This is a genomic window from Agromyces sp. Marseille-Q5079 (assembly GCF_051016555.1).
GTDB lineage: Bacteria > Actinomycetota > Actinomycetes > Actinomycetales > Microbacteriaceae > Agromyces.
The window spans coordinates 581604-595667 of the sequence record NZ_JBPEJF010000003.1 but is presented as its reverse complement, the minus strand read 5'-3'; the positions used below and the strand labels follow the sequence as shown (position 1 = coordinate 595667).

10 protein-coding genes are annotated in these 14064 nt (G+C 73.2%); 5 read left to right on the top strand and 5 right to left on the bottom strand.

Features of this window, described 5'->3' with window-relative positions; all coding sequences use genetic code 11:
• Window positions 1-72 precede the first annotated feature (72 nt).
• The 3 genes from ACR3IO_RS10190 to ACR3IO_RS10180 form a co-directional block, all read right to left on the bottom strand.
• A complete protein-coding gene (locus ACR3IO_RS10190) occupies window positions 73-858 on the bottom strand; it encodes an enoyl-CoA hydratase/isomerase family protein (protein ID WP_434071080.1) in 786 nt (261 codons plus the stop codon).
• 56 nt (window positions 859-914) lie between these two features.
• Complete coding sequence (locus ACR3IO_RS10185; RefSeq protein ID WP_434071079.1) at window positions 915-3284, bottom strand: sulfatase-like hydrolase/transferase; 2370 nt, start codon at window positions 3282-3284, stop codon at window positions 915-917.
• 143 nt (window positions 3285-3427) lie between these two features.
• On the bottom strand, window positions 3428-4369 hold the full coding sequence (locus ACR3IO_RS10180) for a LysR family transcriptional regulator (protein ID WP_434071078.1): 942 nt from the start codon (window positions 4367-4369) through the stop codon (window positions 3428-3430).
• Between the two features lie 394 nt (window positions 4370-4763).
• On the opposite strand from ACR3IO_RS10180, the gene ACR3IO_RS10175 reads away from it, so the two are divergent.
• The 4 genes from ACR3IO_RS10175 (at window position 4764) to ACR3IO_RS10160 (ending at window position 10960) form a co-directional block, all read left to right on the top strand.
• Window positions 4764-6152, top strand: a complete 1389-nt coding sequence (locus ACR3IO_RS10175) for a threonine/serine ThrE exporter family protein (RefSeq protein WP_434071077.1) — start codon at window positions 4764-4766, stop codon at window positions 6150-6152.
• A 44-nt stretch (window positions 6153-6196) separates the two neighbouring features.
• The gene (pyrE, locus tag ACR3IO_RS10170; RefSeq protein ID WP_434071076.1) at window positions 6197-6769 is read left to right on the top strand and encodes an orotate phosphoribosyltransferase; all 573 of its coding nucleotides are present in this window, start codon (window positions 6197-6199) and stop codon (window positions 6767-6769) included.
• Window positions 6766-9933, top strand: a complete 3168-nt coding sequence (locus ACR3IO_RS10165; RefSeq protein WP_434071075.1) for a hypothetical protein — start codon at window positions 6766-6768, stop codon at window positions 9931-9933. Before pyrE ends, ACR3IO_RS10165 begins: the two co-directional genes overlap by 4 nt.
• 94 nt (window positions 9934-10027) lie before the next feature.
• Window positions 10028-10960, top strand: a complete 933-nt coding sequence (locus tag ACR3IO_RS10160; RefSeq protein ID WP_434071074.1) for a nucleoside hydrolase — start codon at window positions 10028-10030, stop codon at window positions 10958-10960.
• Between the two features lie 67 nt (window positions 10961-11027).
• Here ACR3IO_RS10160 and ACR3IO_RS10155 read toward each other — a convergent pair whose 3' ends face one another.
• Entirely contained in the window at window positions 11028-12056 is a 1029-nt protein-coding gene (locus tag ACR3IO_RS10155) for a hypothetical protein (protein WP_434071073.1), read from the bottom strand.
• A 259-nt stretch (window positions 12057-12315) separates the two neighbouring features.
• On the opposite strand from ACR3IO_RS10155, the gene ACR3IO_RS10150 reads away from it, so the two are divergent.
• A complete protein-coding gene (locus ACR3IO_RS10150) occupies window positions 12316-12495 on the top strand; it encodes a hypothetical protein (protein WP_434071072.1) in 180 nt (59 codons plus the stop codon).
• On the opposite strand, the gene ACR3IO_RS10145 is transcribed toward ACR3IO_RS10150, so the two are convergent.
• Complete coding sequence (locus tag ACR3IO_RS10145) at window positions 12492-13973, bottom strand: PLP-dependent aminotransferase family protein (protein WP_434071071.1); 1482 nt, start codon at window positions 13971-13973, stop codon at window positions 12492-12494. The genes ACR3IO_RS10150 and ACR3IO_RS10145 overlap by 4 nt on opposite strands.
• Window positions 13974-14064: the final 91 nt, after the last annotated feature.

Sequence of the window (14064 nt, the reverse complement as noted above, 5' to 3'; positions counted from 1 at the left end):
CGGCCTGAGCAGCGTTCGTTCCCCTGAGCAGCGTGCGGGCGAGCGGGTCTGCGGTGGAGCGGCGCGTGCCGCTCAGCCGCGCGCGCTGCGCCCGGCGAACGCCGCCACCCGCGCCGCGGCCTCGGGCGTGTCGAACGCGGCGCCGATGGTGCGGGCCTCGTCGTCGAGCGCCGCCTGGAACTCGCGTGAGAGCCCCGAGCGCACGAGGCGCTTCGCCTCGCCGAAGGCGGCGGATGCCCCGGTCAGCCACGTCTCGGCGATCGCACGGGCGCGCGTGGCGACCTCGTCGGCGGGCACCACCTCGGTCACGAGGCCCCAGTCGAGCGCCTCGGCGGCGGTGAGCGTGCGCGAGGTCAGCGTGAGCTCGAGCGCACGGCGCGTGCCGACCGCCTCGGGCAGCAGCGTGCTGACGCCGCAGTCGGGCGTCAGTCCGATATCGGCGTAGCGGCTCGCGAAGGTCGCCCGGTCGGATGCCACGATGAGGTCGGCCACGAGCATGAACCCGAGGCCGCCGCCCGCCACGGGGCCCTGCACGGCGGCGACGATCGGCTTGGCGCTCTCGCGCAGCATCCGATGGCCGGCGTGGATCGCGTCGGCGAGCTCGGTGACGACCTGACCGGCCGACGTGCCGTCGCCGCCGAGCTCGGACATGGCGCGCACATCGCCGCCGGCGCAGAAGGCGCGGCCGTTCGCATCGAAGAGCACGGCGCGGATGTCGTCGCGATCGGCGATCTCGCCGGCGTAGCGGTGCCAGAGCGCGATCGCGTCGGGCCCGACGGCGTTCAGGCGCTCGGGGCGGTTCAGGGTGAGGTGCGCGAGCCCGTCGTGCACGCTGAAGATGATGGCGTCGTCGCTCATGGTTGGCGAGTCTAGCCTCGGCGGCGCAGGCGGCCAGAGGAGTTGTCGATGTCCGACTACTGGCGGGCCATCGCGATGCGCATCCGCTCGTCGGGATCGATGAAGTGGTCGTGGTCGTCGGCGCCGAGGTCGATCTGCACCCACTCGATGCGTCCGGTGAACCGACTGGTGCCGGCCGAGTAGTCGGGGCTGACCGACGTGCCCGATTCGTAGCCGATGTCGGTCGTCTCGTCGGCGGAGAAGATCATCGCCTGGGTGGCCTCGACCCGGCCGGAGCCGACCGCGCCGCCGTCGAGGTACAGCGTGACGTCGCCGCCCTTCGCGAGGCCGCCTCCGTCGTACCCGAACTCCATGCGCACCTGGTGCGTACCGGCGGGCACGGCGTCGTCGGCGCGCGTCGTGAACGAGGCGATGCCGAGCAGGTTGTAGGAGAAGACCGGGCGCCCCTCGTGCAGGTACAACGTCCAACCGCCGAAGCGACCGCCCTGGGCGATGAGCACCCCGTTCGCGCCGCCCTCGGGCACCACGACCTCCGCGGTGACCGACCACGACTTGTTCTTGATGTTGACGACGCTGTTCTCGGACAGCCGCCCCATGCCCGGGAAGAACTGCTGCGACGTGCCGCGGATGAGCGTCGGCCGGCCGGCGAGCTCCGGGTTGATCCGCTCGGCGCCGCGGTCGTCGATCGGCAGCACGTTGTACTTGACGGCCTCGATGAGCCACAGGCGCTGCAGCTCGTGCAGCTTCTCGGGATGCTCGGCGGACAGGTCGCGCGACTGGCTGAAGTCGCCGCCGGCGCCGTCGTAGAGTTCCCAGACATCATCGTCGAAAGCCGCGAGCGCACCGCTGCCCATCTCCCACGGCGTGCGGTGCTTCGTGACCGCGCTCCACCCCCGGTGGTAGATGCCGCGGTTGCCGAACATCTCGAAGTACTGCAGGTCGTGGCGCTCCGCGGCATCCGCATCGTTGAAGGAGTAGAGCATCGAGGTGCCCTCCATCGGCGACTGCAGCACGCCGTTGACCATGGTCGGCTCCGGCAGCCCTGCGGCCTCGAGGATCGTCGGTGCCACGTCGATGCAGTGCGTGAACTGCGTCCGCAGTCCGCCCGGCTCGGAGATGCCGCGCGGCCAGTGCACGATCGTGCCGTTGCGGGTGCCGCCCCAGTGCGAGGCCACCTGCTTCGTCCACTGGAACGGGGCGTCCATCGCCCAGGCCCAGCCGACCGCATAGTGGTTGTACGAGGTGGGCGAGCCGAACTCGTCCATCTTCGACCGCATGAACTCGGGAGTCTCGAGGGCGGCCATGCCGTTGAAGTTCGCCATCTCGTTGAACGCGCCGTTGACGGTGCCCTCGGCGGAGGCCCCGTTGTCGCCGATGATCACGTAGATGAGGGTGTCGTCCATGACCCCGAGCGACTCGATCGCATCGAGCACGCGGCCGACGTGGTGGTCGGTGTGCTCGAGGAAGCCCGCGTACACCTCCATCTCGCGTTCGAGCACGGGCTTGAGGTCGTCGGGCATGTCGTCCCATGCCGGGATCTCGGCGTGCCGCGGGGTGAGTTCCGCGTCGGCCGGGATGACGCCGAGCTCCTTCTGGCGCGCGAAGGTCTTCTCGCGCTGCGCGTCCCAGCCGTCGGCGAAGGCCCCGGCGTACCGCTCGGGCCACTCCTTCGGCACGTGGTGGGGTGCGTGCGTGGCGCCGGGCGCGAAGTAGACGAAGAACGGCTTCTCGGGTGCGAGCGCCTTCTGGGTGCGGATCCAGCCGATGGCACGGTCGGCGAGGTCCTCGGTGAGGTGATAGCCCTCCTCGGGGGTCTTGGGCGGCTCCACCGGCGTGGTGCCGTCGTAGAGCGATGGATCCCACTGGTTGTTCTCGCCGCCGATGAAGCCGTAGAAGGTCTCGAAGCCGCCGCCGGCCGAGGGCCAGGCGTCGAACGGCCCGATGGGCGAACTCTGCCAGACGGGCACCTCGTGGCATTTGCCGAACTGGGCGGTGGAGTACCCGTTGAGTTTCAGGGTCATGGCGAGCGGCGCCTTGGTGTTCGGCCGGAGCGAGCTGTTGCCGGGCGCCGAGGTCGCGGTCTCGGTGATGCTGCCCATGCCGACGGAGTGGTGGTTGCGCCCGGTGAGCATGGCCTGGCGCGTGGGCGCGCAGAGCGCGGTCGTGTGGAAGCGGTTGTACTTCAGGCCGCCGGCGGCGAGTCTCTCGAAGTTCGGGGTCTCGCATGGGCCGCCGAAGGCGCTCGAGGCGCCGAACCCGACGTCGTCGATGAGCACGACGAGCACGTTGGGCGCACCCTCGGGCGGGAGCAGCACCTCGATCGGCGGAAACGCGGTCTGCGGATCCTTCGCGTCGTACGTCGTCAGGCCCGGTGCGGGCCGATCGGGGATCGGCAGCATCGTGCGGGCGTGGCGGTCGGCGGTCATCGGCATCCCCCTTGCGGTCGTCGTCGGAAGCGACGGAGCGCCGCGCCTCGACGTGCCGGCCATCACCCGACCATGGGGGAGGGTCTCGAGGGATGCTCAGCAGGCTCAGTATGTCATCACGTCGGATGCCGCGCCATGGCGTTTCAGACGCCCGCTCCGCTGCCCCGCGAGGGGTGCGCGTGCGCCTGCTCGAGGCGCGACGCCCGCGTCGTGAGCACGTCGAGCACGGTGCGCACGGCCAGCCGCTCGGCGACGTCGGGCCGCACGAGGGCGACGATCTGGCGCATCGCCGTCACGCCGCGGATGGGCTTCAGCACGACGTCGGCGGGAACGGCGCCGGACGTGTAGCGCGGCACGAACGCGACCCCCTGGCCCGCGGCGATGAACGCCTCGATGATGCGCATGTCGCTGAAGCGCTGGCTGACGTGCACGCGCTTGCCGCCCTGCTCCTCGATGACGTGCAGGATGCGCTCGAACGGGAACCCGGGCGGCACGCCGAGCCACGTCTCGTCGACGAGGTCGGCGCTGGTCACGCTCGATCGCCCCGCGAGGCGGTGGCCGATCGGCACGCCGACGTCGAGCGGCTCGGTCAGGAGGGGGACGACCGTGAGTCCGCGGCCGCCCCACGGCAGCACGCCCGGCATCGTGTGGGCGAGCACGATGTCGTATTCGGACGTGAGGTCGGCGAATCCGGCGAGTTCGGGGTCCAGGTCGGTGCACTGCACGACGAGCCCCGCGACCTGGGACAGGTCGGCGAGGACGCCGGGCAGCAGGGCGGCGCCGACCGTCGGGAACGTGACGAGGCTGACCTCACCGCTCGGGTGGTTGCGGAACTCGTCCCAGAGGGCGTTCGCCCGCTCGAGGGCGATGGCCACCTCGGTGGCGCTGCGGGCGAGCGCGTGGCCGGCGTTCGTCAGCACGAGACCGCGACCGCTGCGCTCGGTGAGCGGCATGCCGGCCTCGCGCTCGAGCACCTTCAGCTGCTGCGAGACCGCCGACGGGGTGCGCCCGGTGGCCTCGGCGACGGCGGTTACGCTGCCGCGTTCGGACAGTTCCCTGAGGAGGTCGAGCCGGTTCACATCCATGTAGCCACGCTACATGTTCAGTGTAGTTTTGTGAGCTTGTGCTGCAAGGTTTCGAGGAGGATCATAGAGGTATCGAAGGCATGCAATGGCGCATCATCCGTTCGGTCAACGCCACCATCTTTCGAACAGGAGCCATCATGGCCACGCTCATCCTCGTCATCGCAGCATCCGTCGCCGGCATCGTCGGCACCCTCGTGCTCACGGCTCGCGACGGCTACCGTCGCCAGCCCAAGGAGACCTTCGCGCGCACCATCTAGTCGCGCGAATCGCCGGCATCGCCGGCTCAGGGCCGCCCGCGGAGAGGGACACTCCGTCGGGCGGCCCTTCATCTGTCCCGGGGGGCCAATACTGTTGGCTCGATGCCGAGCCGCACAGGGGGACGGATGGTGCTCCGATGACGAATGCCGCAGCCGACCGCGACGTCCTTCGGCGCTTCCTCCTCGGCCTCGCCGAGGGCATGAACGCCGCCTCCGAATCCGTCGATCGCATCGGCGAGACCATGCAGACCGTCACGCGGGCCTACGGGCGCGACGACACCGACTTCGTGGTGCTGCCGACCGTCATCCTGATCGAGACGGGCGAGCCCGAACAGGGGCGCGTCGCCATCCGCTCGGCCATCAACACGTCGTTCAGGTTCGACCAGATCGCCGCGCTCTACCGGCTCATCGAGCAGGCGAAGCGCGCGAGCATCGACCCGCTCGACGGCATCAACCGGCTCAACGAGATCGGCGCGATGCGGCAGCGGTACCCGTGGTTCGTGCGGGTGTTCGGGCACGCGCTGCTGACCGCGGGTCTCGCACTGCTGCTCGCACCGACCTGGCAGGGCGCGATCATCGCGTTCGGGCTCGGCGCGCTCATCGGCCTGCTGAAGCTCGTGCGCTCGCCGACCCTGCAGCTCGTGTTCCCCGTCTTCGCCGCGTTCGTCTGCGCCATCGCGGTGTTCCTGCTCGCGCCGTACGTCGAGATCGGCGACCCGATCCGCCTGCTCATCGCCCCGCTCGCGACCTTCCTGCCCGGCGGTGCGCTCACCACCGCGACCGTGGAGCTCGCGGCCGGCCAGATGGTCTCGGGAGCCTCGCGCCTCGTGTTCGGCCTCGTGCAGCTCGCGCTCCTCTCCTTCGGCATCCTCGCGGCCGGCACCGTGGTGGGCGTCGACGACTCGACGTACGTGCCGCTCGAGGCATCCGCGACGCTGCCCTGGTGGGTTCCCGCGCTCGGGGTCGTGCTCTTCGCGATCGGCAACTACCTCCACTTCTCGGCGCCGCCCTCGACGTTCGGATGGGTGCTGCTGGCGCTGTTCGTCGCGTACGCGGGGCAGGCGGTCGGCGCCGTCCTCGTCGGCCAGGCGGTGAGCGGCTTCATCGGCGCGCTCGCGATGACCCCGGTCGTGCTGTGGATCGCGACCCTGCGCAGTGGTGCGCCGTCCCAGCTCACGTTCCTCCCCGCCTTCTGGCTGCTCGTCCCCGGTGCCGCGGGCCTCGTGGGCCTCACGGAGGCGGTCGGCACGAGCGCCGGACTCGAGAACTTCGCCTCCGCGCTCACCTCGGTCATGTCGATCGCGCTCGGCGTGCTGATCGGCACGGCGCTCTACCGCGTGGTGCACCACGGCGCCGAGGAGATCGCGCAGTTCCACATCGAGGTGCCGGCCGCCCTCACCGAGGAGGAACGGCCGCCGTTCTGGGCGCGCATCCTCCCCGGGACGCCGCGATCCTTCTGGGGCGGAGGACGATCGAAGCCGCGATCGGATGCCGCGGAGAAGGCCTCGGCCCCCGAAGTCGGCTGAAATCCGAACCTTCCTCTCAGGCGAGTGCGTCGTAGAGTGTTCGGGTGACGCTCCCAGACCCCCACAGCGCAGACGTCCGTCAGCAGCTCATCGACCACATCTCGGCCGATGCGGTGTTCCACGGCGACTTCACGCTCACCAGTGGCAAGAAGGCCACCTACTACGTCGACCTCCGCAAGGTGAGCCTCGACCACCGAGTGGCCCCGCTCATCGGCCAGGTCATGATCGACCTCATCGCCGACGTGCCCGACATCGCCGCGGTCGGCGGCATGACCATGGGCGCAGACCCCATCGCCGCGGCGATCCTGCACCAGGGAGCTGCCCGGGGTCTCGCGTACGACGCCTTCGTCGTGCGCAAGGAGCCGAAGGACCACGGCCGCGGCAAGCAGGTCGAGGGACCCGACCTCGCGGGCAAGCGCGTCATCGTGCTCGAGGACACCTCGACCACCGGCGGTTCGCCGCTGAAGGCGATCGAGGCGCTCCGCAAGGTCGGCGCCGAGGTCGTCGCCGTCGCCGTGGTCGTCGACCGCGCGACCGGTGCGAAGGAGGTCATCGAGGCCGCCGGCGTGACGTACCTCGCGGCGATCGGGCTCGACGACCTGGGCCTGGCCGGATGACCACGGGTCGACTGGGCGGCGACGACGCCGACTGGCTGTTGGCACAACTCGCCGGCGGAGGTTCTGCCGCGCCGTCGCAGCCCGCGCAGCCTCCCGTCCAGCAGGCCCAGCCGCTGCCGACCGGTCAGCCGTCGTACTCGACCACCCAGCAGGACCCTTCGCCCGCACAGGGCCGCCGGGCTGCCCGCAGCGAGGAATCGCTCGACTGGTTCTCGCTCGCCGAGCCGCCCGCCCGCGACACCGCGACGCGCGCGCTCCCGGTGGTCGGCGAGGTCCTTCCCGCCCAGCCGATGGCCCCGGCAGCGCCGCCCGTGGCCCCCGCGACCCCGTCATGGACGGCACCCCAGACGCGGGCCATGCCCGTCGCGCCCGCGGCATCGCAGCCGTGGGAGCCGGCCCAGACGCGGGCCATTCCGATCGTGCCCGCCGCATCCCAGCCGTGGGAGTCGCCCCAGACCCCGGTGATGCCCGTCGCGCCCGCGATGCCGCAGCGCCCGCCGGCCGCCTCGTCGCACTCGCCGCTGACCGTCGAGCCTCCCGTCGGGCAGGCGCCGCTCGGGCGCACGCCGACCGGGTACGCCGCGGCCGAACCCGCGACCCCGGTCGTTCCCGGTCCGGCCACGCCGACCGGGCCGTTCGCGCTGACCTGGGGCGAGCCCGCCGCCGCTGCGCCGATCAACTCCGAAGACGCCCTGCGCGACGCGTTCCGTCGCCTCTCCCAGCCCGATTCCGCGCCGGCCGCACCGGCTCAGCCCGCGGCCGCACCGGCCCCGGTGGCATCGCCGGTTCCGCCCGCGGCGTCGCCCGTCCAGCCTTCGGCATCGTTCGCGGCACCGGCCGAGAACGATGACGCCGATCCCTTCGCCGGATTCGCGGCGCCGCCCGTCGCCCGCAGCTCGTTCACGCCCGTCACGCCCGGTGCGTCGGTGCCCCGCGCGGCGACGACCGACTTCGGCGCCGATCTCTGGTCGGCGTTGCAGGAGCCCGATCCCGAACCGGCGCCCGAGCTGACGCGACGGGAGCGCATGGCGCTCGAGCAGCAGACCGCGGTTCCGGATGCCCCGGCCGACGTCCCGAGCGCCGCACCGGCGGCACCGACGTCGTCGATTCCGGCGCCTTGGCCCACGGCCGCCGCTGCGGCGACCGCACCGCAGGCACCGCAGGCACCGCAGGCTGCGCCGGCGGCGCCCCAGACGCCCGTCCCGTCGTCCTGGGCGAGTCAGCCCGGGGCGCCCGCCGAGCCCACCCCTCGCAGCCCGTCCCCCGCCTTCGCCGCGGCCCCGGCCGCGCAGCCGCCGGTCGAGCAGCGCGTCGAGCCGGTCGACGACCTGCTCGCCGCCCTCGGCGGCGCACGCGCCGAGGCGGAGGCTCCTGCGGACGCGCGCGTCGCCGAAGCCGGCCCCGCCTTCGAACCGTTCGGACGGACCCCCGATGCTCCGGCTCGGCAGGCCAACAGGTTCGCGTCCTTCGCCGCCGAGGCGGCCGCGCCCCAGCCGATCGCCCCCGCCTTCGAGGCCCCCCGCCCGGGCTTCGCCGCGGCCGCGGCCGCGGCTGCTGCGACGGCAGTGCCCGCCGCTGCGACAGCTGCACCCGCTGCTGCGCCGGCGGCTCCAGCTCCAGCCTTCGCCCCCGAAGACGAGGCCGGCGGCCTCACCTCCCTCGGCCTCTCCTTCGGAGACGACGATGCCGCCGAGCCCGCGTGGACGCCGGAGCCCGTCGCCCCCCGTGCACGCGCATGGTCGGCCGTTCCGGAGGACTCCGGATTCGCCCCCGAGGTCATCGACGACGAGGAGCCCGAGGAGCCCGGCTACCGCTGGTTCATCACGCCCGACCCCATGGCCGACGACCCTCGCGCCGACGCGCCGGCGAGCTCGCCGCTCGTCGCCCTCGCCGCCGCGCCGGCGATCGGAGCCGCGGTGGCCGACGCGCCCGCGTTCGACGCGTTCGACCGGTTCGACCAGGCCGGCCGGCGCGACGAGGTCGCTCCCGTCGAGGACGACGCCCAGCTCGACGAGTTCGCGCCGAACGACCCGTTCGCGGCGTTCGCCGAGCACGAGGAGCCGGCCGCGCACACCGAACTCCTGCACACCGCACCGCTGCCGAACGATGCGTTCGCGAACGAGCCGGCTTCAAATGATCCGTTCGCGAGCGGTCGCTTCGCCGAGGTCCCGGCGCAGACCCGCCAGTTCGCGCAGCCGGCGACCGAGCGCCTGCCGCTCGGCGCCGACGACCGATGGGCGCCCGCGGGCTCGACGGACCAGCCCGCGACGAGCGATGACGACAATCCGTTCGCCTCGCTCTTCGCCCCGACCGGTCCGGTCGCCGTGACGCCCATCGGGCGCACCGGCGGCGCCGGGGCCGGTGGCGCAGGGATCGCGGCCGGCGGCGGGTTCGCCGCGGGCACCGCGTTCAGCGCGGCATCCGGTGCGTCGACCGGGGCCACCTCGTCCGGTGGCGGCACCGGGCGTTCCGGCGGGTACGGCGGTGGCTCGGGCGGCGGCAACGGCGGTTCGGGCGGCAGTGGCGGCTCGGGTGGCAGCGGCGGCTCGGGCAAGGGCCCGGCCGGCGGTTCGAACGGATCCGGCAAGGATCGTCGCACCGTGAAGACGCTGATCTGGGTGGCCGGCGGCCTCGTCGGCGTGCTCGTGCTCGTCGGGCTGTTCTTCTTCGGGTCCAAGCTCGCGGGCGGCGGCGACGCTTCCGCCTCGGCGAGCCAGTCGTCGAGCGAGAGCGCATCAGCCGAGGAGACTCCGAGCGCCGAGCCCACGGCTCCGCAGCCCATGGGCGTGCACGCCTGGAACACGCTCTTCGGCGGCGAGTGCCTCGACCCCTTCGCATCCGCGTGGGACGAGGAGTACACGGTCGTCGACTGCGGCGTCGCGCATGCGGCGCAGCTCGTCTACCGGGGCACGCTGCCCGGCGACGAGGCGGCGCCCTTCCCGGGCGAGGCCGAGCTCGGCGCGCAGATGAACACCCTCTGCACGGCGGCGGGCATCGTCGACGTCGCGGCGGCGGCCGGCATCCCCGACCTGCAGGTGCAGGGCAGCTACCCCGTGACCGAGGAGCAGTGGGCCGCGGGCGAGCGCACGTACTACTGCTTCGTCAATCGTTCGGGCGGCGAGCCGCTGACCGGTTCGCTGGCCGGCCCGGGCCCCGCGGCGTGAGGCGTCGCGCACGCGGCATCCGCTCCTTCCCAGGGCGGGCGGATGCCACGAGCCCGGCCGTTCCCGCGTCGCCGGCGGCCTCGGGGGCTCGTCCGTGAGCATCCCGGTCATCGTCGACTGCGACCCGGGCCACGACGACGCGCTCGCGCTGTGGCTCGCGGCGGGACATCCGTCGCTCGACCTGCTGGCCGTGACGACCGTGGGCGGCAACGTGCCCCTCGAGCACACGAGCCGCAACGCGCGCATCGTGCTCTCGGTCGCGGGCGTCGAGGGCGTGCCGGTCGCCGCCGGCGCCGCAGGGCCGCTGGCCCGCGAGCTCGTCACGGCGGAATGGATCCACGGCGAGAACGGGCTCGGCGGCCCCGAGCTGCCCGAACCCACGATCCCGCTCGACCCGCGCACGGCGACCGACGTCATGGCGCAGACGCTCGAGGCGTCGCCCGAGCCGGTCGCGATCATCGCCACCGGGCCGATCACGAACGTGGCCGTGCTCCTGCGCGACCGGCCGGAGCTCGCACCGCGCATCCGCGAGATCGTGTGGATGGGCGGCTCGACCGAGCGCGGCAACGCGACGCCCTATGCGGAGTTCAACGCGCTCGTCGACCCCGAGGCGCTCGCGCTCGTGCTCGCGAGCGGCATCCGGTTCACGATGGTCGGACTGAACGTGACGCATCGCGCGCTCGTCACGCCCACGGTGCGCTCGGCCCTCGCGGCCGCCGGAACGCGTACGGCCGCGTTCGGCGACGAATTGCTGGAGTTCTTCTGCCGGACGAACGACGAGGTCTTCGGCATGCCCGACGGACCGCTGCATGATCCGGTCGCGGTGGCCGTGCTCGCCGACCCCGGCTGCGTCACGCTCCGGCACACGCGGCTCGACGTCGAACTCGTGGGCACCGAGACGCTCGGGGCCACGAGCGTCGACTTCGACGGCATGCTCGGCCGCGAACCGAACGCGTGGGTCGCGGTCGACCTCGACGTCGAGCGCTTCTGGGCGGGCGTCGTCGACGCCGTTTCCCGGCTCGCCTGAGTGGTCGCGGCGGTGTGAGCGGGCGCCGTCGGCGGCGGTCGGGGCGGCCGCGGCATCCGCTCGAAGTTCAGTCGTCGGTCGGGCGTCGACGCGTGCGCACGGCGCGCCCGGCGAGGCCCACGGCCGCGACCACCACGGCGACGAGGAGCGGCGGCAGCACCAGCTCGGGCATCGTCGAGGCGAGCGCGAACACGCCGAGGCCGTAGTCGAGCATCTCGCCGAGCCTCGACGCGAGCACCCGCATGCCGACGGCCGAGCTGACGGCGGTCGCGAGGGCCGGTGCGATCCAGAGCACGATGAGGCTCGCGATCGCGGCGACGATGCGGCCGACCGTGTCGAGCCCGCACCACGCGATCGCCGCGCCGATGAGGACGGCGGGCGCGAACCGCAGGGCCGTGCTCACCCAGACGGAGTCGTACGTGACGATGGACCCGATGGGGTGCACCAGGAACCCCAGCCAGAACCCGGCGGCGATCGCGCCGAAGGCCAGGCCGATGAGCGCGCCGGCACGAGGGGCGCGCGCGACGAGCCAGAGCAGCAGCAGCCCGACGAGCATCGAGAGCACGGCCAGCGCGACGAGCGCCGAGAGGTACAGCGTCGACTCCGCGCGGTGCTGCAGGCCGTCGCCCACGGTGACGGCGCTCTGCCCGACGGCGATCGCCTGCACGGCGAGCAGCGTGACGACGAGGGCGGCGAAGCCGCGCCGCGGCATCCGCCGACGGAGGCCGCGAGCCAGGATGCCGCCGACGACGGCGCCCGTCACGAGGAGGCCGACGATCGAGGTCACGGCGTACTGGCTGAAGGGCAGCAGCGCGATCGGCATATCCTCGGGCATCGTCTCGAACGCCCAGAGGTTCTGCAGCGGCAGGCGCATGCCCGTGACGAGCCAGGGCAGCAGGCCGACGAGCGCCGCGCCCGCGCCGAGGAGCACGCAGAGCCAGATCGCGATCGGCGCAGCCGAGGCTGGGGCCGGCACGGGTGCCGACGCGGATGCCGGCGCGGATGCCGGCGTCTCGGGCGGCTGCCCGGCATGCGCGCCGCCCTCGTGGGCCGGAGACTGCGGGGCGCGCTGGATCGGCTGTTCGGAGTTCGTCATAGGGTCGACCTCTGCATCCGTCGGTGGAGCTGCGCCATCGTGCGGCCGGGTTCGGGCCGGCCGTTCGAGCCACGCTACGCGATGGGTCCGACGTCGCGGCGGATCTCGACGGGTCGGGAGGGACTCCGTGCCCGACGCGAGCACGCGGGGCGACGGGCTCCTCCCGGGCTCCCGACTCCCACGGGGGCGGCACGGGGACGGGACGGGGGCTGGCGGCAGCCGCCGGGCGGGACTAGCGTGCAGCCATCGGAGGTGCAGCATGGACTGGACATTCTGGGTGGGCGGCGCGGTCATCATCGTGCTGTGGGTCGTCACGCAGTGGGCGTTCTCCAACCGGCGCCGTTCCGAGAAGGCGAGGGGCCGCAACGCCGAGGCCGCCGATGCGATGATCGACGTCGACCGCGGCAAGGCGCAGGGCGACGCCTGGCGCGACCTCTAGTCGCCCGCCGGCTCCGCACCCGCCCCCGCACTCGACCCCGCCGACCGGATGGCGGCCGCGAGACGCGCGACGGCCTCGTCGACGAGCGCGTCGTCGAGGTTGCCGTAGCCGACGACGAGCGCCTCGCCGATCTCGCCGGTCGCGGTCGCCCGATAGCGGTTCAGGTCCGACACGGCGACATCGAGGGCGGATGCCGCGTCGCGCACGGCGCGCCCCGTGACCCCGTGCGGCAGTTCGAGCATCGCGTGCATCCCGGCGGCCAGGCCCGTGACTGCGAGCTCGGGCAGCTCACGGGCGAATGCGTCGAGCAGGGCGGCGCGGCGGCGCCGGAACCGGGTGCGGGCGGCGCGGAGGTGGCGCTCGAGGTCGCCGGCGGTGATGAAGTGCGCGAGCCCGACCTGGTCGAGCACCGACGGGCGAGCGCGATCGGCGAGGTGGATCCGTCGCCGCAGCTCGGCGGGGATCACGGCCCAGCCGAGGCCGAACGCCTGCGCCATCGACTTCGAGAGCGACCCGACGAGCACCACGTGCTCGGGCGCGAGGCCCTGCAGCGCTGCGATCGGGCGGCGGTCGTAGCGGAACTCGGCGTCGTAGTCGTCTTCGACGAGCACGCCCTCGACGCCGTGCACCCAGCGGACGACGGCCTCGCGCCGGGCCGGGGAGAGCGCGACGCCCAGCGGGAACTGGTGCGCCGGCGTGAGGAGCGCGGCGCGCGCGCCCGTGCGCGCGGCAGCCTCGACGAGTCGGTCGACGTCGATGCCCGCCGCATCGACCTGCACCGGCACCGGGGTGAGCCCGGCCGACGCGGCGACCTCGCGCAGCCGGCCCCAGCTCGGCTCCTCGACGAGGATGGCGCGGTGGCCGCTCGATCGCAGCCCGGCGACGACGGCGGCCATGCCGTCGGTCGCGCCGTGCGTGATCACGACGTCGTCGGGGGCGACCACGGCTCGCCGCGAGCGCGCGAGGTACTCCGCCACGGCCGTGCGGGCGAGCGGATGCCCCAGCGGGTCGACGACCGTGAACTCTCCGCCCGGCAGCGTGTCGAGCGCGCGTCGCACGGCCTCCGCCCAGCGCGCACGCGGCACGTGGCGGAGGTCGGGGACGCCCGGCCCGAGGTCGAACCTCGGTCGTCGGTACGGGGTGCGGAGCTCGGGCGCCGCGCGGCGCGCCTCCGCGGCCTCGGAGCTCACCGCCGGGTGCCGGGGCACACGCGTGCCCGAGCCGACCACGGCCTCGAGGAAGCCCTCGGCCACGAGCTGGCCGTACGCCTCGGTGACGACCCAGCGCGAGACCCCGAGGGTCTCGGCGAGCTCGCGGCTCGGCGGCAGCGCCGACCCGGGTGGGATCAGGCCGGCGTGCACGGCCGAGCGGATGCTGCGCTCGAGGCGGTCCCGCAGTGGGGCCGGACCGTCGCCGAGCGGGAGGAGCGTCTCCCACGCGAGGGCGCCGCCCTCGCGACGTGCTGGGCTCCGCGGCATCCGCTCGCTCCTTCTGGTGTGAATTGGTCTGGTCGAATGGGGGCTGATTGGAGTGTATGCCCGAACCGATCCGCTCGTAGCGTGAGATCCA